The organism is Nonomuraea sp. NPDC003201 (genome assembly GCF_053590415.1).
Genome location: NZ_JBSFTC010000059.1, coordinates 1 through 21028 on the forward strand (window position 1 = coordinate 1; position 21028 = coordinate 21028).

The window sequence follows — 21028 nt, forward strand, 5'->3', positions numbered from 1 at the left end:
ATCCGGATGAAGGCCTACATCTGGCTGTTCGTGGCCGCGTCCGTCTTCTGGATGACCGCGCAGGTGCTCAGCCCGGACGGCGCCGACGTCCAGCGCGTCCACGGGCAGGCCGCCGACTGGGTGGCCGTCACCGGCCGCGACCGCGACGGCCGCCCCTGGACGACGCTCTTCACCCACGCCGGCGAGGCCGGCGCGCGGGACAGGTGGTTCGTCCGCGCCCGCGACTACCTCGGGGTGTGCTCGTCTCCGGCCTGGGACGAGCCGCTCGTGCTGGCGCCCGGCGAGAGCATCGACCGGCACGTCGTCACCGTGGTGATCGACGGCGCCGTCACCGCCGCCACGGCCGCCGAGCTCGCCGGCACCGCCCGGTCGGCCGCATGACCGCGCGCGTCCGGCCGAGCAGGCCCCGCCAGTCCGAAGAACCCGTACGGCAGGAAAACCTGCGCACCCTCAACCTCGAGCTGGTCTTCCGCCACATCCTCGCCGCCGACGGCCCCATCTCCCGCACCGAGCTCGCCTCGGTCACCGGGCTGACCCGCCCCACCATCACCCGCATCGCCGAGGAGCTCCTGGCCGGCAAGCTCATCACCGAGGCCGGCCTGTCGCACAACGGGCGCGCGGGGCGGCCCCGCGTCGGCCTGACGCTGTCCGAGAAGGGGCCGGCCGGGCTCGGGCTCGACATCCGCGCGGACGGCCTGGCGGCCTGCGTGGTCGACCTCACCGGCACCGTCCGCCATCTGGCCTTCACCCCCGCGACGTACTCCGGCTGGAGCGCTCCCGACGTGCTCGGGCGGCTGGCCCACATGGCCCGGGCGGCCATCGACGCCACGGCCGCCGAAGACCTGACCGTCCTGACCGCCACGCTCGCCGTCCCCGGCCCCGTGCAGGCGGGCATCGTGCAGTCCGCGCCCGAGCTCGGGTGGCGCGACGTCGACGCCCAGGCGTTGCTGCGCGACGCCCTCCATCCCCTCGATCTGCCGATCACCGTGGACAACGAGGCCAACCTGGCCGCCCTGGGCGAGCTCTACGCCAGCGACAACACCCTCGACAGCTTCGTGTACGTCTCCGGCGGGCTCGGCATCGGCGCCGGCATCGTCCTGGACGGGCAGCTCATGCGCGGCGCCCGGGGCTGGAGCGGCGAACTCGGGCACGTGACGGTCTACCCCGACGGCAACGCCTGCCCGTGCGGCTCGCGCGGCTGCCTGCAGACGTACGCCAGCCTGTCCGCCGTCCTCGGCGACGAGCCCGCGCCGGCCGGCACCACCCCCGACGCCGCCGCCACCGGCCGGGCCGAGGCGGGCCACCCCGCCACCATCGCCGCCCTCGACGCGGCCAGCACCGCGCTGGGCATCGCGCTGGCCGACATGCTCAACATCCTCGACATCGACACCGTGCTGCTGGGCGGCAGCTTCTCCCTGCTGGCGTCCTGGCTCACCGCGAACGCCAGAGCCGAGATCGACCGGCGCGTGCTGACCGCCGCCTGGGCGCCCATCACGCTCCGGCCCGCCCTGCTGGGCCCGGACGCCGCCGTCATCGGCGCCGCGCTGACCTCCATCGACCAGATCCGCCGGCACCCGACCACCTGGCTCGCCCGCCAGTCAAACCACATGACCTCGGCCTGAGGGCCTTCCCGGCGGGCCGCCGGGAAGACCTCCGCCCGTCAGCGGGCGTGCAGGCGCCAGGGCAGGCGAACGGTGATGAACTCGTCGTTGTCCGGCCGGCCCGGCGTGCGTCCCGACGAGAACGGGAAGTTGTTGTCGTTGAGGATCCCGAGCGTACGGTCGTCCAGGATGACGACGTCCTCGATGGTCTGGAACGGGAAGCGGAACGTCTCGCCGAACCCGCCGAGCCCCTTGGGGTTGGCCAGGTCCAGCAGGTCGGCGGCCAGCGTCTTGTCCATGGCGCCGTCGTGGTCGCGGTCGCGGCTGTCGGCCAGGTAGACGCGCTTGAGCGCGGCCGCGTCGCCCTGGTTGTTGTCCCGCTCGATGATCAGGAAGCGGTGCTGGTCCACCGCGATGGCGTCGCCGATCGCGTTGGCGGGGCTGTCCAGCCGGTACGTCCACCGCTTGCCGGTGTAGGCGCGCTTGCGCACGTCGAACTCGTTCATCCGCAGCGTGCCCGCCGGGTCACCGTTGACCGTGCCCTCCAGCAGCGGATACAGCCACCGCCCGTCCGCGGAGCGGGCCATGCCCTCGAAGCCCTTGCTGCCGGCCAGGTTGGGGGTCGCGCCGTTCAGCGTGGGGTTCTCGGGCGCCTTGACGCCCGGCAGCTCGATCGGCGCCTCCAGCAGCGTGCCCCGCGCGGAGAAGTGCAGCAGGAACGGGCCGAACTCGTCGCCGATCCAGTACGTGCCGTCATCGGCCCGCACGATCGACTCCACGTCGAAGTCGGCGCCGGTGAGCTTGCGGTCGGCCCTGGTCAGCGGCCAGGACACCCGGCCTTGCGGGTCGGACAGGTTGAACCCGCCGAGCACGTTCACGGTGCCCGCGCGGAAGTCCGGCTTGATGCGGTGGACGCGCAGGAGGAAGTCGGCGCTGTTGGCCTTGTTCCCGTACCCGTTGTCGGACAGCACGTCGAACGTGCCGTCGCCGCGCCGGACGATGCCGCTGAACCCCTGGACCGGCTGGCCGGAGAAGGGCGGGGTCACCCCGTTGATCGGAGCCGTACCGATTTGGGAGCCGGACGGCTCGCTGCCGGGCACGAAGGTCTGCGCGGGGAGCGAGGCGAACCCGGTCAGCGTGGCCCGGGCCGCGCCGTCCGGCGTGGCGGCAGCGGTGGCGTAGGACGCGGGGCCGGTCGCGGCGATGCCCACGGCCAGCGCGGCGGCGCCTACCGCCAGGGAGATGCGTTTCATGCCCGGCACGGTAGAGGGTGCAAATGACGCGTTTCCTAACAAAACGTGCATGCCGCGTTCACCTTTGGCGGGACCTCAGCGGTTCGCCGCGGCCCGCATCGCGGCCGCCATCGCCGCCGAGTCGTGGTCCGGCTCCGCGCCGTCCACCAGCACCAGGTCACCGGGGATGTGGTCGGCACGCAGGTGCAGGATCTCCTGGTAGGCAGGCGAGTCGTACCACTCGCGGGCCTGCTCGATCGACGGGAACTCGATGATCACCAGCCCGCCGGGCCACTCGCCCTCACGCACCTCCACGGGCGCCCCGTGCACCACGAACCTGCCGCCGAACGGGTCCAGGGTGGCCTGGATGCGCTCCATGTACTGGAACACCTCCTCGTGCGGCTCCGCAACAGGACGCAGGTGGGCGAGGGCGTACGCGCTCATGGCTTGCTCCTTCGTCAGCGGGCCGCCGCCCCGGCGGCCTCATGAGGAACATCCTGCCGGGGCACACGTAAGGGCGTCGATTACCTCATAGGTAGGCGGAACCGTCAGAGCGGCAGCGGGATGCGGTCGAAGAACCAGTACAGGCTGACCGCCACGATGGGAACCGAGATCGCGGCCACCGCCCAGCGGGCCGCGGACGTGCGGCGCAGCAGCACCAGCAGCGGGAAGAGCACGGCGATGAGCACGAGCTGCGTCACCTCGATCCCGAGGTTGAAGCTCAGGAGCGACAGGAGCAGCCCCCAGGACCCGCTCTCCTTGATGTCCAGCGCGCCCGCGAAGCCCAGCCCGTGGATCAGGCCGAAGGCGAAGACGATCGGCAGCCGCCATTTGCCCAGCTTGTCCTCGTCGCGGCCCAGGAGGTTGGCGACCGCCACGACGATGATCGACACCGCGATGACGGGCTCGACGATCGCTCCCGGGACGTCCACGACCCCCATCGCCGCCAGCAGGAACGTGATGCTGTGGGCGACGGTGAAGGCGGAGGCCGTGACGACGACGTCGCGCAGGCGGCGGGCCCCGATGACCAGGGCCAGCAGGAAGAAGATGTGGTCGAGGCCGAACAGCAGGTGCTCGGCGCCGAGCACGAAGAACTCTCCTATCTGGCTCGACGCCTGGTGCTCGCCGACCTTCACCGTCGGCGCCGTGCCCTCCAGGACGGCCGAGCCCGTCTCGCCGTCGAGCTCGTAGCGGACCATCGTCTTCGTGCTGTGGACGAAGCTCTCGGCGTCGGGGAACAACGCGCTGGAGATCTCGTGCGTCCCCCCGCTCTCGCCCTGGCAGGCGAAGGTGTAGGTGAGCACGGCGAAGGCCGCCTTGCCGCGCATCCGTATGTCCGCGTCGCCGACCTGGGCCGGCGTGCACGGCTTGCCGGCGTACGCCACGGCGAAGCGGCGCGTGACATAGTCGGTCACGGCATCGCGGTTGATCTTGAGCTGGCGGAGCTGCTCGGTCCGCTCCTTCGCGTCGTAGGCCTCGGCGTAGAGCCAGGCCGACTTCATGAGGAGGTCGTACTCGAGGTCGAGCACGGCCTTGACGTTCAGGCCCGAGCCGGTCACCTCGGCGTGGGCGGTCGTGGTCGCGTCATGCGCCGCCGCCGGGGCGGGACGCGCCAGGTCGGCCAGCACACCGCCGAGAACCAGGGCGAGGACGACGGCGGGCAACCAGCGCATGCGGCGCATGTCTCGTCTCTCCATGTAGATGAAGGGCCGCCCCCGGACCGGGGTCCGGGGGCGGCGGGGATTGAGTTAGCGGTTGAACCAGTGGTACATGGGCGAGTCCGGCCCCCACGTGCCGGGGCGGCCGTGCTCGTCCTTGGTGACGAAGACGCTCGGCTCGGAGGCGGTCACGCCGCCGCCGGTGGAGCGCGCGGTGACGAACCAGGCGTAGGCCGTGTCGTCCTTGAGTCGCTTCCAGGTCACCGAGGCGACCTGGCCCGAGGTGACCGTGCTCTTACCGATGACCCGCGTGGGCTTGTAGATCGCCAGCGAATCGGTCTGGAACGTCGTCGTACGGGAGGTGAGGTCGACCGGCAGCACCATGTTGTCCTCGAGCCCGTTGTAGCGGCGCAGCGGGTCGTACTCGTTGGCGCCGAACTCGTTGAGCAGCGGGGAGAAGGTGTCCACGCTCAGCTCCGCCCGCTTGACGTTGAACTGCAGCATGCGGAAGAAGCTGGCGCCGAACTGGAGCTGGTCCTGCGGGTTGTAGCCGCCGATCGCGGTCAGCCCGAGACGGTCGGCCGACACCGTGTAGAACTGGTAGTCCGCCAGGAGCTCGACGACGCCGTTGCCGACCTGGCCCACCTTCGGCTTCACGTTGGTGCCCACGCCGTGCTCGTGACCGGCGAGGATGAGGAAGACGTTGGCGTTCTTCTCGACCACCGTCTTGTACAGCATCGAGCCGTCGGGAGCCGAGAAGCCGGCGCCCCGGCCGTCCGGGTTGGTGCTCGGCACGAGGTAGTCGTGCGAGAGCAGGATGCCGTTGCGGTTGGGGAACTTCTTGAAGACGGAGTCGGCCCACTCGGCCTCCTCCCTCGTCACGCCGTACGACAGGCCGACCACGACGAAGTCGAGCCCGCCCGCGGAGAACAGGTCGTAGTGGTTCTGGTTGTCGCCTTCCTTCCACGGCCCGCCGTACTTGGCGTGCTGCCAGCCCTGCGACGCGCCCTGGTACCGGCCGGGACCGTAGTACTTGTTGTAGATCGCCTCCGGCCCGTTCTCGGTGCCGGACTGGTTGTCGTGGTTGCCGGCGATCACGCCGTTCGGGATGCCCGCGTCGTCCAGCACCTTCTGCTGCTTCGAGGACACCTCCATCTCGCCGACGACCTGCTGCTGCGTGGCCTCGTCGGCGGGCTTGCGGATGTTGTTCTCGATGATGTCGCCGGTGTGCGCGACGTACGAGATCTTGCGCTGGTCCTTGTTGTCCTTGATCCAGTTGACGACGCCGGCGTAGGCCGACTCCCACACCGCGCGCTCCTCGGGGGTCTCCTGCTCCACCGCACCCTCGGAGATGTACTGGGTGTCGGTGTAGTGGACGATCGAGAAGTCGTACGAGGAGGGGTCGGCGAAGCCGTTCGGGTCGCCCGGGTCTATGTCGTCGGCGAACGGGTCCTCACCCGTCACCATGACGTGGACCTGCTGCCTGTCGATGTAGTCGTCGTCGACGACGGCCGTGAGCACGGTCTTGCCCTCGGCGGCGCCGCGGGCGCTCGTCAGCAGGTCCCACGCCTTGGACTTGGTGTTCCACGCCCGCAGCCCCGCCAGGCGCTCGGGGTCGATGGCGCCTTCCCAGCGCAGGACCGGGGAGTCCACGTGACCCTGCACCTCGACGTCGTACCGCTGGTAGACGAGGTCCTGCCCGGAGGGCGCGTCCAGCGTCTTGCCGTCGGCGGGCTCGAGCCCGTCGGTCTTGACGCGCTTCTCGCCCGGCACCCGCAGGGTCGTCGGGAGAGACTGGACCGTGCCCTGGTAGGCCTGCTCCGGGGTGAGGATCTTCGCCTCGTTGAACGTGGCCGTCACCTGGCCGCCGTCGGGCTCGGCCACCTTCGCCGAGAGCGTGACGGGGTCCGACACGTCGGTGGCCCCCCGCGCCGGGCTCAGCTCGGCCGGCGCGTCCGGGATGCCCGCGGACTCGAACACGACCTCGCGGGTCGTGGTGTTGCCGAGCCCGTCGGCGCCGGTCACGGCCAGGGTGTGCTTGCCGGCGCGCAGCCCCGGGCCCACCTGGGCGCCCAGCTCGATCGGCTGGCCGTCGAGCTTGACGTCCGGTCCGGACACGACGCCGGAGGCGTCCTCCAGCTTGACGTCCAGGACGACCGAGGCGGTGATCTTCTCACCCTCGGCCGGGACGCTCTTGGCGACCTTCGGCGCCGAGTTGTCGGTGATCAGGGTGCGGGTGGCGACCTCGCCGGTGGCCGACTCGGCGGCGAGCTTGTGCTTGCCGTCCTTGATGGCGGTGGTGTCGAGGTCCGCGCGCAGGCCGCGGGCCGGGGCGTCCACCAGGAACTCGAGGTCGATCTCGGTCAGCGGGTTCACGTTGTCGCCGCAGTTGCCGTCGCCCATGCTGTACGAGGTCTTCAGCAGCTGCCCGGTCGCCGTGCCCTGCGCCGGGGTGAGCGCGATGTTCGAGATCGCGAAGTCGTCGCGGTTGTTACCGCACGAGGTCGGGAAGGTGCCGGCCACGAAGTCGATCGTGTTCCAGCCGGGCACCAGGAACTCGTTCGGGATCGTGAAGTCGACGCGCTTGCTCACGAAGTCGCCGTCGAGCACGATCTTCTGGCCGTTGACGAGCAGGAAGTTCTGGTAGCGGGCCTCGATCGAGTTGCTGCCGACGTTGAAGCTGAAGGTCGCCTGGCCCGAGCCGAGCGTCTCGATGACCGGCACCGCCGGAGCGTCGATCTTGTAGCGCAGCTCGGCCTCGCGCAGGAGGGTCGGGCTGCTGCCGCAGGTGCCGTCGCCCATCTCGTACGACGGCTTGAGGTCCTGGCCGGTCACGGTGGCGCCGTCGAGGGTGAGCTCGAGGTTCGTGATCGTGAAGTCGTCGCGGTTGTTGCCGCAGGTCTCCTTGGCGTCGCCGGTGACGACCTTGATCGTGTTGTCGCCGGGCACCAGGAACTTGGCCGGCACCGCGATGGTCACGCGCCGGCTCGCCCAGGTGCCGCCCAGGTCGATGCGCTTGCCGTTGACGAGGAGGAAGTTGTCGTACTTGTCCTCGATCCCGTCCGCGCCCACGTCGAAGCTGAGCATCGCCGCGCCGTTGCCCAGGGTGGGCTTCGTGACGGGCTTCTCGCCGTCCACGGTGAGGGACTTGACGCTGCCCGAGCTGTTCGCCGGGACGTTCGCGAAGACCGGCTTGGTGCCCGCCACGAGCGTGCCGTCCGTCGGCAGCAGGCGCGGCGCCCCGGCCGGGGCGTTGTTCACGGTCACGGTGTTCTTGACGGTCACGCCGGCCGCGGTGGTGGCGGTGATGGTGTGCTCGCCGTTGGACAGCGTCGCGGTGTCCAGGTCCGCGGCGAGGCCCGTGGTGCCCTGCGGGTCACCCTGGACGAAGAACTTGAGCGTGGCGCGCTTGAGCAGCGTGGTGTTGGTGCCGCAGCTGCCGTCGCCGAAGGAGAGCGTGTACGGGTTGTCCTCGCCGTCCGCGACCTCGCCGAGGAGTTCGAGGCCCACGTCGGACAGCACGAAGTCGTCGTAGTTCGTGCCGCACGAGGACGGGATCGCGCCTACGACGATCTCGACGGTGTTCTCTCCCTTGACGAGGCGCTCGTTCGGGATGTCGATGCTCGCGCGCTCGTTGACGAAGTTGCCGATTTCGCTGCGGTACTCGCCGTTGACGAGCACGTAGCTGTGGTACTGCGCCTCCGTCGAGTTCGAGCCCACGTCGAAGCGGAGCTTGGAGACGCCCACCGTACGGGTGGCGTTGAGCGCGGTGTCGTCGACCGCGAGCTTCGTGACGCTGTCACCGGCCGCGGTCGGGACCGCCGCGACCTTGGCCGTCCCCTCCAGGTACGAACCGTCGGCGGGGGTGAGCGTCGGAGGGCTCGGGACGGCGGTGGTCGTCGGCGTGGGGCTGGGCCGGCCCTTGTCCTGTTCCGCCGCCCCCGGGTCGGCGTACGCGGCCGTGACGAAGCTGCTCACCAGCAGCGTCGCGATCGAGGCGGCCAGGGCGAGACGCGCCCGGCCCCCTAAACCGCCCAGTGACTTTCGTGCTGCCATCGGCAGTCCCTTCTTATGTGCATAAGGAGCCCATAAAGCGGCATGCTCCCGGGCGGACACATTGGAGCGCAAGAGTGAACGTTGTGCATAGAGGGGCTGAAGGGACGATAAACGGTTGCGTGATTCTGGTCATCCGTCACAAATAGGTCTCAATGGGCGAGTATCGGAACATTGGGATGTCACACGACGGCCCTCTCAGGGGCTCTAAGAGCAGCAGTCACACGCATAGGGGGCCCGTCATGTCCGATGTCACCCAGGTGTTCGCCGCCCATCGCGAACTGCTGTTCTCCATCGTCTACAACATGCTGGGCAGCGTCACCGACGCCGAGGACGTGCTGCAGGAGACCTGGCTGGCGTGGTCGTCCAAGGATCCGGACGAGATCGACCATCCGCGCGCCTACCTCGTACGCGTCGCGGTGAACCAGGCGCTCGCCCACCAGAGCGCGCTGCACCGGCGCCGCGAGACCTACGTCGGGCCCTGGCTGCCCGAACCCCTCGTCACCTCCCCCGACGCCGCCGACCACGCCGTACGGACCGACACGCTCTCGCTCGCGCTGCTGGTGGTGCTGGAGACGCTCACGCCGCTTGAGCGGGCGGTGTTCATCCTGCACGAGGTCTTCGCCTACGCCCACACCGAGATCGCCGCCATGATCGGCCGCAACCCCGCCGCGGTGCGGCAGCTCGCCCACCGCGCCCGCGAGCACGTCCAGGCCCGCCGCCCCCGTACCCAGGTCGCCCCGGGCCTCCAGCGGCAGGTGACCGAGCGGTTCGTGGCCGCGGCCTTCGGCGGCGACCTGGAAGGGCTGATGGAGCTCCTGGCGCCGGACGTGACGCTGTGGGCCGACGGCGGCGGCAAGTCGAACGCCGGCGGCCCGCGCCCCATCCGCGGCCGCGACAACGTCTCCCGCGTGCTCGTCTCCCGCGCCGCCCAGCCCCTCGACGGGCTGGACATCCAGTACCGCCAGGTCAACGGCGATCCCTGCGCGGTGCTGTTCGTGAAGAACGCCCCGTACGCCGTCATGGTCGTGGACATGACCCCCGACGGCTCCCGGATCCAGGACGTCTACACCGTCAGCAACCCCGACAAGCTCACCCACGTCCCCTGGCCCTCACGGGCTTCCCTGGTGACGGACGGCGAGGACGCGGCGGGGCAGCGGGCCGAGGTGATGGGGGAAGCGGTGGCGCAGCACGCCGGTCGCGGCGGCGGCCAGCGCGACGAGGGCGGCGCCGACGAGCAGCGCCGGGTGGTAGCCCCGGTGCAGGAGCGGGGTCACGACCAGGGGGCCGAGGATCTGTCCGATGCTGTAGCCGGTGGTGAGGATGGCGACGGCGCGCGGGATCCGCAGGTGTGAGCCGATGGCCAGGGTGAGGGTGGCGACGCCGAGGAACGTGGCGCCGAACAGGACGGCCGAGACCAGGGCGGGGACGATCCCACCGGCCAGGGCGGGCAGCGCGATGCCGACGGCCTGCACGACGAGCGCGGCGAGGACCAGCGCCGGGCGGGACCAGATGTGGCTGAGCCATGCCCACAGGGCCGTTGAGGGCAGCGCGGCGAGCCCGACCAGGATCCAGGCGCCGCTGCCGGCCCGGCCGGGCGCGGTCTGGTCGATCGCGGCGACCAGGAACGTGCCGGCGATGATGTAACCGGTCCCTTCGAGGGTGTAGCCGGCCAGCAGCGCCCCGAACCAGCGCAGCCCGGACCCGGCTCCGGACCCGGCTCGGGCGCTGGACGGGGCGGGCGACGCGGGCTGCGACGCGGGTGGCGGCGTGGGCTGCGATGCGGGCGGGGGTGCCTCCGGGGATGCCGGGTCGGTGCGCAGGCCCCAGGCCGGGACCGCGAGCACGGCGGTCAGCGCGGCCGCCGTCCACCAGGCCTGCTGCCAGGTGCCGGTGGTACGCAGGACCAGCACGGCGACGCCCGACAGGGCGATCCCCGCGCCGATGCCGCCGAAGGCCCAGCCGACGAGGTGATGCGCGTGGCCGCGGAGACCGGTGAGCATGGCGTCGGCGGCGATGACGAAGATCAGCGCGCTCGCGATCCCGGCGACCAGCCGGAGCGACGACCAGAGCGCGCCGACATGCGTGACCGGCATCAGGGCCAGCGTGACGACCAGGATCGCCAGGGACGGGCGCAGCGCCCGCCGGGAGGCGAAGATCCGAGGCGCGACGATCGCGGCGACCGCACCGAGGAGATACCCGACGTAGTTGGCGGTGGCCAGCTCCGCCCCCAGCCGCGGGGACAGCCCGGCCTGCGCGTGCATCATCGGCAGGATCGGGGTGTAGGCGAACCGGCCGACACCCATGCCCGCCGCGAGCGCCGCCGCGCCCTGCCCGACGATCCGCCAGGGCCGATCCACCCGGGTCGCCTCGCCGCCGTCCGTGCCGTGCTCTCGTACGGAGGTCAAACTTCGCCTTTCGTTCGGCCGGCGGGAGCGGACGCGCCCGGTGGCGGGGGACTCAGTGGCCGGCGTTCTGGCCGCCGTCGACGTGCAGGATCTCGCCGGTGACGAACGGGGCCGTCTCGAGGTAGACGATCGCGTCGACGATGTCGCTTATCTCGCCCATCCGGCCCACGGGGTGCAGACCGGCGAGGAGGTCGTAGGTCTCGGCCGGGTGCATCGGCGTACGGATGACACCGGGCGCGACCGCGTTGACCCGGATGCCCCGGGAGGCGTACTCGATGGCCAGCGACTTGGTGACCGAGTTGAGGCCGCCCTTGGTCAGCGCCGCCAGCGCGGACGGCACGCGGCTGTCCGCCTGGTCGGCCAGGCTGGTCGTGATGTTGACCAGGTGCCCGCCGCCCTGGGCGAGCATGACGTCGACGGCCCGCTGGGAGATCTCGAAGAACCCGCGCAGGTTGACCCTCGTCACCAGCTCGTAGTCCTCGTCGGTGTAGTCGGTGAACGGCTTGGACACGAAGACACCGGCGTTGTTGATCAGCGTGTCGACCCGGCCGTACGCCTCCAGCGCCTGCTCGATGACGCGCCCGCCGACGGACGGGGCGGCGATGTCACCGGCGATGGTCCGCACCAGCGGGTCGTCGGAGGGCTCGATCGATCGGGAGTTCGCGACGACCGCGTAGCCGAGCTTGCGGTAGGCGGCCACCAGCCCCGAGCCGATACCCTGGGACGCGCCGGTGATCACCGCGACTTTGTGCGTGCTCATGGGTTTCTCTTCTCAAAAGGATCGAGGCCATACGTCCCGGGCCTCGATCAGCGCGGCCGGCCGGCGAACGGGGCGGACCGGCACCGCGCGGTCATGGTTCGAGCTTGCGTCAGCCGGGCGCGATCCCGCCACGACCGGTTCACTCTCTGTTGTGAGGCTGTGCCTCCCAGCGCACTACCCTGGGCGGATGGAGCTACGCCAGCTGCGATATTTCGTCGCGGTGGCCGAGGAGCTGCACTTCGGCCGTGCCGCGGTCCGGCTGCGCATCGCCGGCCCGTCGCTCTCCCAGCAGATCAAGGCCCTGGAGCGGGACCTGGGCGTACGCCTGTTCGACCGGGACCGCCGTTCGGTCGCGCTCACCCCCTCGGGGCAGGCGCTGCTCCCCCAGGTCAGGGCGCTGCTCGACCAGGCCGACGAGCTGCGCCGCTCCGCGGCCGGCATGGCCGCCACCGAGCCGGTCCGGCTCGGCTACGTGAGCTGGCGCCCGCCCGACCTGACCGCCCGCGTGTCCGGCGTCGCTCAGCTGCACGTCGACGCGTGGGTCATGCCGTCGCACACCCAGGCGGGACGCGTCGCCGACGGCAGCATCGACCTGGCCATCTGCTGGGTGCGGGCCGACGACCTGGCCGCCCATGCCCTGGAGGCCCGGCTGATCGGCGCCGACCGGCTCTTCTCGATCTCCACGGGCACCGGCACGTCCGCGGTCCCGGCCAAGGACACGTCGGTGCTGGTGGACTCCGACACCGCCACCTGGGACTCGTGGAACCGCTATGCCGAGGAGTTCGCCCGCGACACCGGTGCCCGCGTCGTGCGCATCGACGACGGCGGCATCACCGGGCCCGCCTTCTTCGACCACGTACGGCGGCTCCGCCGGCCCGTCGTCAACTCGCCGAAGGGCCAGACCGCACCGGTGCCGCCGGACCTCGTCCAGCGCCCGGTGGTCGATCCGGCGCCGTACTGGACCTGGGCCCTGGTGTGCCGGCGCGACGAGACCCGCAAGGCCGTACGGGCCGCCGTCGAGGCGCTGACCGGGGACGTCGGCGGGCTCGGCCTGGCCGCCGACACGGCCTGGCTACCGGCCGACGACCCGTTCCGCACCACCGGATGACGCGGTGCCGGTCGGCGTGGCTCCGGTAGGCCTGGTGATCGTGGTCCGTGTGGTCGGCGTGGTCGGCGTGTGATCGCGGTGATCGTGGTCAGCGGGCTTCGAGGGCCGCGAGGTCGGGCAGCGTGTAGCGGCGGTGCTCGCACTCCTCCTCCATCACCACCCGCAGGCAACCGCCGACCGTGCGCGGCTCCTCCGGGTAGCCGGGCGCGGGTGCGCGGGTGCAGGCCCGTTCGAGCCCGGCGTCGGTGAGGCCATCGAGGATGCCACGCACCAGCGCCATCGCGCCCCTGCTACCCGCGGCCGTACAGCGGCGTAACCCCGCGCACGACGGGCAGTCCCGTGCCCGAGTCGAGCACGAGGCGGTCGCCGAGCGGACGCGTCAGCGTGACGGTGGTCGTGGCCATGTGGAGCGCCAAGTCGCAGATCCCGCCGGAGCCCTCCTCGTCCACGTCCACCACCACGAGCTTGCCGGTCTCGTACGCCCGCGCCCCGTGAACGCGGTCACAGGAGCCGTAGCCGTACTCCAGGAGCAGGTCGTGCGGCTTGCCCGCGACGAGGTCGAACCCTTTCACCTCTTCGGATCCCCCCTCCGCGGCCTGCGGCCGGGGAGTGATGGCCGAGGGGGCGACCGCCACGTACACGAACTTCGACTCGACCCCCTTGACGGTGAACTGCCACGCCGGCACCCGGATCGTGCCGCGGCTGGTCTCCAGCGTCGTCTCGCCCAGCTCGGCGCCGGTCACCCGGAGCGGGCGGCAGCCCTTGGCCGGGCACTCCTCCTCGATGAAGTCGGCGGGCCTGGTGAACTCCGCGTACGCCTCGATCGCAGTGACGAGCGGGACCTCCGAGACCGAGCCGTCCGGCCACCGCACGGGCGCGTCGGCCAAGGGGCCCGCGGGTAACTCGGCCGCGAGCTTCCACACGCTGTTGTCCGTACTTAGGGTGACCCAGAAGGGAGGGTCGGTCCAGCCGCCTCGATCCTGGAGGCCTCCGAGCAGGACGAAACCCGAACGCCAGGCGCGGTCGCCGGCCGAGCCGTCCCAGCGCGCCACCACCTCCCGGGCACGTGCCTCGAACCGGCCCGGTGAGACCCGATTGGACCAGCTGCAGAAGGCCAGGAGCAGCACCAGGCACAGGCCCGCGATCGTCCTACGCACGACTTCGTGATCACCCCCGGACGCCTAACGTAGCCGCCCATACACCGGCCAAGTGCCCTCTTATCGGATTTGCGGGGGAATCTCCCTGAATTAGGGGCGAACGCACTCCATGTGGTCTTCTGACTACCGGGGTGTGGAGTGATCAGACGGCTGGGCCGGTCGCTGCGGATGCGGTTGGCGCTGCTCGCCAGCTTGGCCATGTTGCTGCTGAACGTCGTCGTCAGCGCGTTCGTGCTGTACGCCATCCGGAACGAGGCCGCCGACATCCGGGCGTACGACGTGGCCAGCCGGGCCCTGCGCGTGCTGCTCATGGTCAAACGGAACGAGTTGCCCCCGAGGGTGACCACCGACGGGCTCGACGGCATCCAGGTGATCGACTCGGCGGGCCGCGTGGTCTCCTCGACGCCGAACCTGACCGGCCTGCCCCGGCTCACCACGGTGATCCCCCACCGCAACACGGCCAACGACGTCGCCGAGTTCTGCGACCTGCGCGCGTTTCCCGGACGGTGCGAGCTGGTGGTCGCCATGCACGCGTACCAGCCGGACGGCGCATGGGTCATCTATGCCTACGCCCCGGCCGTGCCCTGGTACGTCAGCCTGAAAGTGGTCCTCTTCCAGATCTGCGTGGCGGCCCTGCTGCTCCTCCTGACCTGGTTCGGGGTGTCGCGGGTGGTGGCCCGGACGCTCGCACCCGTCCACAACATCACGAAGAGGCTGGCCGAGATCACCGCGGGCGGAGGCGGGATGCGGCTCCCCGTACCGAAGAACGTGGACGACGAGATCAGGACGCTCGCCTGGACCGGCAACCAGATGCTGGAGCGGCTGGAAGCCGCGATGAAGAAGCAGCAGGAGGCGGTGGAGCAGCAGCGCAGGTTCGCCGGGGATGCCTCGCACGACCTGCGCAGCCCGATCACGGCGATGCGCACCCAGGTCGAGGACGCGCTGCTCAACCCCGAGGACGCCGACTGGCGTGCGACGGGCGAGGCTCTGCTGGCCAGCCTGGACCGGCTCCAGGCCATCGTCACCGACCTTCTCACGCTGACCAAGCTGGACGCGGGCGCGCCGAGTTCCCGGGAGCCGGTGGACCTGGGCGAGCTGGTCGCCGCCGAGACCGACAGGCCGCGTTCGAAGAACGTCATCACCACGCTGCAGCCGGGTGTGGCCGTCACGGGCGACCGGCTGCAGCTGGCCCGCCTCCTGACGAACCTGCTGGACAACGCCGAGCGGCACGCCGAGTCCCAGATCCTCGTCACCGTACGGCGGCAGGGCCGGCAGGCCGTGCTGGAGGTGCTCGACGACGGCGCCGGCATCGAGCCCGGGAAGCGCGAGACGGTCTTCCAGCGCTTCACCCGCCTGGACGCCGCGCGCAACCGCGACGCCGGCGGGACCGGGCTCGGCCTGCCCATCGCCCGCGAGATCGCGCAGGCCCACAGCGGCACGCTCACGATCGAGGACTCCGAGCGCGGCGCCCGCTTCGTCCTGCGCATCCCGGCCCGAGAGGACTGAGCATGCGGCCCGCGCGGACTGAGCATCCGGTCCGCGAGGACCGAGCATCCCAGTCCGCGCGGACCGAGCAAACCGGCCCGAGAAGACTGCGCAAACCGGCCCGCGAGGGCTGCGCCACACCCCCCCAAGTCGGCTCCAAGCCACGCACAAGAGCCGGACCTCACCATTTCCGGATGTGAGCGGAAATTTCAGGACAAGATTGATGAAGATCGCCGCAGGTGCGGCGGTCGCCATGGCGGTCGCGCTGCCCGCGTTACCGGCGGCGGCCGACACGCCCGATGAGCGGCCCGACGTGCCCGTCGGCACCTGGCTGGCCGCGCGTACCCAGCCCGCGGTCCAGCTGACGAGCTTCACCTACACCGGCACGGTCGCCGTGCCGACCAGCACGATCAACCAGGCCGCGTTCAACCGGCTCGTGGAGCAGGCCACCGCCACCGTGGCGTCCGGCAAGATCTCCTCGGACGAGCGCAGCATCGCCAAGTGGCTGTTCCAGCAGATCGCGGCCGACGTGGACACCTACCTCGCCTCGACCACCCCGGAGCGCACGGTCGAAGCCGAGGTCGGCGGCCTGTGCACCGGCTGGTGGGTCACCCCCGACGGGTACATGGTCACCGGGGCGCACTGCGTCCAGGTCGGCGAGACCGAGCTGAGCCAGCTGTTCGCGCGGCAGGCACTGGCGAAGTTCAACCAGCAGGACGCCAAGGAGATCATCAGCGGGCTGCGGGGCCTGGAGGCCGACGAGGAGATCGTCAAGCTCGCGCAGCAGATCTACGTCACGTTCAACACCAACCACATGCAGCTCCGCAACCTGAAGCAGAGCCTGTCGGTGATCCAGAGCCTGCCCGGCGGCGGCGTGGACAAGACGGCCAAGCCGGTCCCGGCCGAACTGGTGTCGGTGGGCGAGAGCTACCCGGGCAAGGACTTCGCGCTGCTCAAGGTCAACGGCCAGCAGAACCTGCCGACCGTGCCGCTCGGCGACGACTCCGACGTGCGTACCGGTGACACGCTCTACATCAGCGGGTTCCCCGGCCTGGTCACCAATACGCCGTTCTTCAGCCTGGAGTCCAAGCTGGAGCCGGCGCTGACCGAGGGCCCGTACAACGCCAAGCGCACCACCCAGACCGGCGTGCCGTACATCCAGACCCAGGCGCCCTCCTACCACGGCAACTCCGGCGGCCCGGTGTTCAGCAAGGACGGCAAGGTCATCGGCATGCTGATCGCCGGCACGGTGAGCGAGAACGGCGAGGCGTCCGAGAGCGAGAGCTTCGTCCTGCCGGTGGGCATCATCAAGGAGAAGCTCGGCGAGAAGAACATCAAGCCCGCCCAGACCACCACGACGACCCGCTACAACGAGGCGCTCAACGACTTCTTCCGGCAGTACTACTCGGACTCGCTGCCGAAGTTCCGCGAGGTCCAGGCGCTGTTCCCGAACCACCCGTACGTGGCCAAGTACATCAGCGACGCGCAGCAGGCGATCTCCGCGGGCAAGGACGAGTCGCCCAAGCCGATCCTGCTGTGGGTGCTGATCGGGGCCGGCGTGCTGGTCGCGGCGGTGATCGTCGCGGTCCTGGCCAAGGTCCTCCGCGGCCGCGGGCGCCGGCGCCGCCACTCCGAGCCGTCCTTCGTCCAGCCCCCGCCCGGCGCGGTGCAGCCTCCGTCGTGGCGGCAGCTCCCCGCAGGCCAGATGCAGCCTCCGGCGCAGGAGGCGTACGGGCAGGGTGCATATGGCCAGAGTGCATACGGGCAGGCGGCGTACGGGCAAGCGGCTTACGGGCAAGCGGCTTACGGGCAGGGCGCCGACGGGTACGGCCCCGTCGCGTACAACGCCCGCGGCTACGGCGCCGCACCGTACGGGTCGGCCCCTGACCACGCCAATCCCCAGTACGGGTCGGCCCCTGACCACGCCAACCCCCAGTACGGGTCGGCCCCTGACCACGGCAACTCCCCGTACGGGTCGGCTCCAGACCACGGCAACCCCCAGTACGGACCGGGCCCGTACGGGTACCCCGCGCCCCCGCACGGCCAGGCCCAGCCGCACTCGGGTGAGCAGACCCGCGCCGTCCGCTACGGCCAGTTCACGCCGCCGCCGAACGACCGGCCCTCCTAGTCCTGGGTCCGCGGCCTGGTCGACGCGGGGCGGCGAGCGGTGATCACGATCGGCAGCGAGCCGGCCCCGGCCACCTCGGCGGCATCGCCGACGCGGCCTGCAACCAGGCACGCATGCACGGCTACCGCGCCGCGATGGAAGCCGCGGACGTGCCCGTGCCCGCCGAATACGTCCGTACGTCGGGCTTCCGCTATCCCGAAGGGGAGCCCGCACTGCTCGACCTGCGGCTCCCGCCGACGGCCATCCTCGCCGCCGGCGACGGGAGTGCCCTCGGCGCCATGCAGGCCGCCAGGGCGCGGGGCCTGCGCGTCCCGGAGGACCTCAGCGTGGTCGCTTCGACGACACCGAGGTCGCGGTCATGACCTCGCCGCAACTGACCACCGTACGCCGGCCGCTGCGCGAGATGGGCGGGATCGCCCTGCGCACGGCCCTGCGCCTGGCCGTCGGCGAGAAGATCGAGTCCCGCCACATCGAGCTCGCCACCGAGCTGACCGTCCGCGGATCGAGCCGGGCGGCCGGCCCATGAGGTTGCGCGGCGACTCTGGACAATGTGCCGCATACGTGATCTGACGGAGTAAGAGCGCCGACGATCGCGAACAGGAGCACCTGGACATGAGCGACACGCCGCGACTGCACACCGCGGGCAACACCCTGCTGGAGCGAGCCCGCGCGCTGCGCCCGTTGATCGAGCGCGACGCGGACCAGGCCGAGGAGCAGGGCAGACTCTCCACCTCCGTCGTGGACGCCCTACACGAGGCAGGACTTTTCGGGATATGGGTGCCAGTGCCGCTCGGCGGCGCCGAGCTGTCGCCCAGGGAGCTGATGGCCGTCCTCGGAGAGCTCTCCTACGCCGACCCCTCGACGGGCTGGGTGGTCATGGCCACCTGCCTGGAGAACGGCACGGCCGGCGCCTACCTGGGCGACGAGGCCGTCGAACGCATCTTCAAGGGCCCCAGGATGCCGCTCTTCGCGGGCCAGGGCACCCGGCCGGGCATCGCCGTCCCCGAGGACGGAGGCTTCCGCCTCAGCGGGCAGTGGAGCTTCGCCTCCGCCATGCTGCACTCCCAGTACGTCCACAGCCTGGGCGCCATCGAGGGCACCGACGAGGTCCGGATCTTCATAACACCGATCGAGGACGTCAAGCCGCTCGGCAACTGGGACGTCCTCGGCCTGCGCGCGACCGGCAGCATCGACTACTCCATGGACGACGTCTTCGTGCCGGAGTCGCAGTCGCACGTCTTCGCCACGAACGAACCCCTGCGCGGCGGCGCCATCTACCGGCTCGGCCTGGTCGACCAGGCGCTGATCTGTCACTCCGCCTGGGCGCTCGGCGTCGGCCGCCGGCTGCTGGACGAGCTGAGCCGCTACGCCGTGGCACGGGCCGGGCGGACCGGGCAGATCGCCGGCAGCGACGCCTTCCACACCGACTTCGCCCGTGCCGAGGCGAAGTTCCGCGCCGCGGCGGCCCTGGTGCGCGAGACGTGGGACGACGTGGAACGCACCCTCGACTCGGGCCGGACGCTCGACGTACGGCAGGAGACGATGGTGCGGCTCGCGCTCAACCACATCACGTCGACGATCACCGAGGTCTCCCACTTCGTCTACGCGTCGGGCGGCACCTCGGCGCTGCGCGACGGGCTGATCCAGCGGCTGTTCAGGGACGTCCACGCCGGCGCCGCGCACATCACCTCGGGCCCGCAGCTGCTCCGGGAGTGCGGCCGTGAACTGGCCGGCCTGGCCGCGGGCGAGTCCTGGGCACTGTTCGGCCTGGAGCCGTGAGAGTGCGCTGACCCGCGCGTTCGGGGCCGGGGCGGCGCGGTGAGACTCCGGTGAAATGTCCGTGGAACGCCGTGCTCCCAGGCTGGTCCGCATGCCAATGACTGACATGACCAGGAGCGCGGCCTGCGGGGCGGCGCTCGTGCTCGCCCTTTCCGCCTGCGGTGCGCTGGGACGGCCGGCTCAGCCCGCGGCCTCGGTGAAGGCTCCCGACGCCCCGGCGCAGGACCGGCCCGAGGACCCGCCGGAGGAGACACCCTCTCCGGAGGACTCTCCCGCGCGGCCGGAGTCGTCCTCGGAGGGCGTGGTCGCCGGGCCCACCTCGTCCGCCCTGCCGGTCGAGGGCCGGAACCTGCGCCTGGTCAGGTCCGGCGAGAACGAGCTGGCGCTGCAGTTCGAGCTCTACAACGGCACGGACGACGAGATCTCGCTCGGCACGCTCGGCCTCGACAGCCGCGAGCAGCTGATCACGCTGGTGGACCTGCCCCGCGGCACCGCCTACGGCCTGATCGGCAGCTCGGGCCCGGACGGGCGGATCAGCGCGGACGTCGACATCGAGCCGGACCGGTCGGCCCCGGTGACGGCGGTCTTCGCGGCACCGCCCAAGGAGGCCACCGAGATGCTCGTCGTGCTCAACGGCCTGCTCCCGGTGACCGTGCCGATCACGGACGCCGAACCGGCCGACGATCCCGCCCTGCGCGGCCCGCACAACAAGCTCCAGGTCGGTCCGCTGGTCTGCAAGACGACGGGCGGCACGCGTGAGGCCTTCCGGCTGCCCAGCGACGTGCTGTTCGAGTTCGGCAGCTCCAAGCTGTCGCCGTCGGCCAAGTCCGCCATCGAGGCGCTGCGCGGCCGGGTCTCCGCCTCGTCGGGATCGGTCACCGTGGACGGACACACCGACGCGATCGGGGGCACCTCCGACAACCAGACGCTGTCGCAGGAACGCGCCGCGGCCGTCAGCCAGGTGCTGCGTCCTTCGCTCGGCGACGGCTTCGCGTACCGGGCGAAGGGGCACGGCGAGGGCGAGCCCGTGGCACCCAACACCAAGCCCGACGGCAGCGACGACCCGGACGGGCGGGCGCAGAACCGGCGGGTCGAGGTGCAGATCGACAGCGACACCACCGTGCGGGCCCCGGAGACGGGCACCGACCTGACCGACGCGGGGCTCCAGGTGCGGGTGGAGAGCGTACGGCGGCTGTCGGGCTACCTCCTGGCGAGCGTCAAGGTCACCAACCCCGGGTCGGAGGCCGCGTCCCTGGAGTACGAGAACCACTTCACGCCGAAGGAGCTCACCTCGGGCCAGCTGTCGATCGCGGCTCAGGACGGCCGGCAGGAGCTGTGCGGATTCGCCGAGCCCACGTACTTCGACTTCGTCGGCACAATGAGCGCCTCCTTCGCGCCGGGCAAGCTCGACACGGTGCCGGCGGGCGCCGAGGTGACGCTGTGGGGGCTCTTCCCGGCGCCGAGCACGAACGTCCCGTCGGTGAAGGTCCAGGTCGGCGGCTACGACCAGGCGCTCCCGGCCGAAGTGGCGAGCTGACCCCTCACGCGTCCCGGCCGAGGTGGCGAGCTGCCCTCACGGTCCCGAACCGAGGTCGCGAGCTGACCCCTCACGCGTCCCGAACCGAGGTCGCGGCGAGCTGAGCCTTCAAGATTGCGGCC

At 71.1% G+C, this 21028-nt stretch carries 15 protein-coding genes and 2 pseudogenes; 9 read left to right on the forward strand and 8 right to left on the reverse strand.

Annotated elements, in window-relative coordinates; translation table 11 throughout:
• Together ACWDX9_RS22110 and ACWDX9_RS22115 are read left to right on the forward strand one after the other, a co-directional pair.
• A partial coding sequence (locus tag ACWDX9_RS22110; RefSeq protein ID WP_449956866.1) for a DUF6807 family protein occupies positions 1–381 on the forward strand: 381 nt, incomplete at its 5' end.
• Positions 378–1622 (forward strand): ROK family protein, encoded by a 1245-nt coding sequence (locus ACWDX9_RS22115; protein ID WP_449956868.1) that lies wholly within the window; start codon positions 378–380, stop codon positions 1620–1622. The genes ACWDX9_RS22110 and ACWDX9_RS22115, both read left to right, overlap by 4 nt.
• Positions 1623–1660: 38 nt before the next feature.
• Here the strand turns inward: ACWDX9_RS22115 and ACWDX9_RS22120 are convergent, their stop codons facing one another.
• From ACWDX9_RS22120 to ACWDX9_RS22135, 4 genes are all read right to left on the reverse strand, one after another.
• Complete coding sequence (locus ACWDX9_RS22120; protein WP_449956871.1) at positions 1661–2854, reverse strand: esterase-like activity of phytase family protein; 1194 nt, start codon at positions 2852–2854, stop codon at positions 1661–1663.
• 75 nt (positions 2855–2929) lie between these two features.
• Positions 2930–3277, reverse strand: coding sequence for a DUF1330 domain-containing protein (locus ACWDX9_RS22125; protein WP_363980945.1), 348 nt, complete (start codon positions 3275–3277; stop codon positions 2930–2932).
• A gap of 104 nt (positions 3278–3381) precedes the next feature.
• Positions 3382–4515, reverse strand: a complete 1134-nt coding sequence (locus tag ACWDX9_RS22130; protein ID WP_449956874.1) for a HupE/UreJ family protein — start codon at positions 4513–4515, stop codon at positions 3382–3384.
• 66 nt (positions 4516–4581) lie between these two features.
• On the reverse strand, positions 4582–8547 hold the full coding sequence (locus tag ACWDX9_RS22135) for a metallophosphoesterase (protein ID WP_449956876.1): 3966 nt from the start codon (positions 8545–8547) through the stop codon (positions 4582–4584).
• 239 nt (positions 8548–8786) lie between these two features.
• Between ACWDX9_RS22135 and sigJ the strand changes: the two are divergent.
• Positions 8787–9638: pseudogene (sigJ, locus tag ACWDX9_RS22140) on the forward strand (RNA polymerase sigma factor SigJ); the annotation flags it as partial.
• 18 nt (positions 9639–9656) lie between these two features.
• On the opposite strand, the gene ACWDX9_RS22145 reads toward sigJ, so the two are convergent.
• Positions 9657–10952, reverse strand: coding sequence for a YbfB/YjiJ family MFS transporter (locus ACWDX9_RS22145; RefSeq protein WP_449956878.1), 1296 nt, complete (start codon positions 10950–10952; stop codon positions 9657–9659).
• A 52-nt stretch (positions 10953–11004) separates the two neighbouring features.
• Complete coding sequence (locus ACWDX9_RS22150; RefSeq protein WP_449956880.1) at positions 11005–11712, reverse strand: SDR family NAD(P)-dependent oxidoreductase; 708 nt, start codon at positions 11710–11712, stop codon at positions 11005–11007.
• A 187-nt stretch (positions 11713–11899) separates the two neighbouring features.
• Here ACWDX9_RS22150 and ACWDX9_RS22155 point away from each other — a divergent pair, with 187 nt between their 5' ends.
• The gene (locus ACWDX9_RS22155; RefSeq protein WP_449956882.1) at positions 11900–12820 is read left to right on the forward strand and encodes a LysR family transcriptional regulator; all 921 of its coding nucleotides are present in this window, start codon (positions 11900–11902) and stop codon (positions 12818–12820) included.
• A gap of 88 nt (positions 12821–12908) precedes the next feature.
• Here ACWDX9_RS22155 and ACWDX9_RS22160 read toward each other — a convergent pair whose 3' ends face one another.
• The gene (locus ACWDX9_RS22160; protein ID WP_449956884.1) at positions 12909–13100 is read right to left on the reverse strand and encodes a hypothetical protein; all 192 of its coding nucleotides are present in this window, start codon (positions 13098–13100) and stop codon (positions 12909–12911) included.
• 10 nt (positions 13101–13110) lie between these two features.
• Positions 13111–13977, reverse strand: a complete 867-nt coding sequence (locus ACWDX9_RS22165) for a hypothetical protein (protein WP_449956886.1) — start codon at positions 13975–13977, stop codon at positions 13111–13113.
• A gap of 138 nt (positions 13978–14115) precedes the next feature.
• On the opposite strand from ACWDX9_RS22165, the gene ACWDX9_RS22170 reads away from it, so the two are divergent.
• The 5 genes and pseudogenes from ACWDX9_RS22170 to ACWDX9_RS22190 all read left to right on the forward strand — a co-directional run bounded on the left by ACWDX9_RS22170 (position 14116) and on the right by ACWDX9_RS22190 (position 20906).
• Positions 14116–15483: a sensor histidine kinase gene (locus ACWDX9_RS22170; RefSeq protein WP_449956888.1), complete on the forward strand. Its 1368-nt coding sequence runs from the start codon at positions 14116–14118 to the stop codon at positions 15481–15483.
• A 202-nt stretch (positions 15484–15685) separates the two neighbouring features.
• Positions 15686–17590 carry a trypsin-like peptidase domain-containing protein gene (locus ACWDX9_RS22175; protein ID WP_449956890.1) on the forward strand — a complete coding sequence of 635 codons (1905 nt, stop codon included), beginning with the start codon at positions 15686–15688 and terminating at the stop codon, positions 17588–17590.
• A gap of 134 nt (positions 17591–17724) precedes the next feature.
• Positions 17725–18116 (forward strand): annotated as a pseudogene (locus ACWDX9_RS22180) (substrate-binding domain-containing protein).
• An 86-nt stretch (positions 18117–18202) separates the two neighbouring features.
• Positions 18203–19369, forward strand: a complete 1167-nt coding sequence (locus ACWDX9_RS22185) for an acyl-CoA dehydrogenase family protein (RefSeq protein WP_449956892.1) — start codon at positions 18203–18205, stop codon at positions 19367–19369.
• A gap of 91 nt (positions 19370–19460) precedes the next feature.
• Positions 19461–20906, forward strand: coding sequence for an OmpA family protein (locus ACWDX9_RS22190; RefSeq protein ID WP_449956893.1), 1446 nt, complete (start codon positions 19461–19463; stop codon positions 20904–20906).
• The last annotated feature ends 122 nt before the right edge of the window (positions 20907–21028 follow it).

Excerpts from the sequence above, each read along its gene's own strand:
- ACWDX9_RS22120 (WP_449956871.1), bottom strand. The coding sequence starts at position 2,854 with ATGAAACGCATCTCCCTGGCGGTAGGCGCCGCCGCGCTGGCCGTGGGC.
- ACWDX9_RS22135 (WP_449956876.1), bottom strand. The coding sequence starts at position 8,547 with ATGGCAGCACGAAAGTCACTGGGCGGTTTAGGGGGCCGGGCGCGTCTC.
- ACWDX9_RS22150 (WP_449956880.1), bottom strand. The coding sequence starts at position 11,712 with ATGAGCACGCACAAAGTCGCGGTGATCACCGGCGCGTCCCAGGGTATC.
- ACWDX9_RS22160 (WP_449956884.1), bottom strand. The coding sequence starts at position 13,100 with ATGGCGCTGGTGCGTGGCATCCTCGATGGCCTCACCGACGCCGGGCTC.
- ACWDX9_RS22155 (WP_449956882.1), top strand. The coding sequence starts at position 11,900 with ATGGAGCTACGCCAGCTGCGATATTTCGTCGCGGTGGCCGAGGAGCTG.
- ACWDX9_RS22175 (WP_449956890.1), top strand. The coding sequence starts at position 15,686 with ATGAAGATCGCCGCAGGTGCGGCGGTCGCCATGGCGGTCGCGCTGCCC.
- ACWDX9_RS22190 (WP_449956893.1), top strand. The coding sequence starts at position 19,461 with ATGCCAATGACTGACATGACCAGGAGCGCGGCCTGCGGGGCGGCGCTC.
- ACWDX9_RS22185 (WP_449956892.1), top strand. The coding sequence starts at position 18,203 with ATGAGCGACACGCCGCGACTGCACACCGCGGGCAACACCCTGCTGGAG.
- ACWDX9_RS22115 (WP_449956868.1), top strand. The coding sequence starts at position 378 with ATGACCGCGCGCGTCCGGCCGAGCAGGCCCCGCCAGTCCGAAGAACCC.
- ACWDX9_RS22125 (WP_363980945.1), bottom strand. The coding sequence starts at position 3,277 with ATGAGCGCGTACGCCCTCGCCCACCTGCGTCCTGTTGCGGAGCCGCAC.
- ACWDX9_RS22130 (WP_449956874.1), bottom strand. The coding sequence starts at position 4,515 with ATGCGCCGCATGCGCTGGTTGCCCGCCGTCGTCCTCGCCCTGGTTCTC.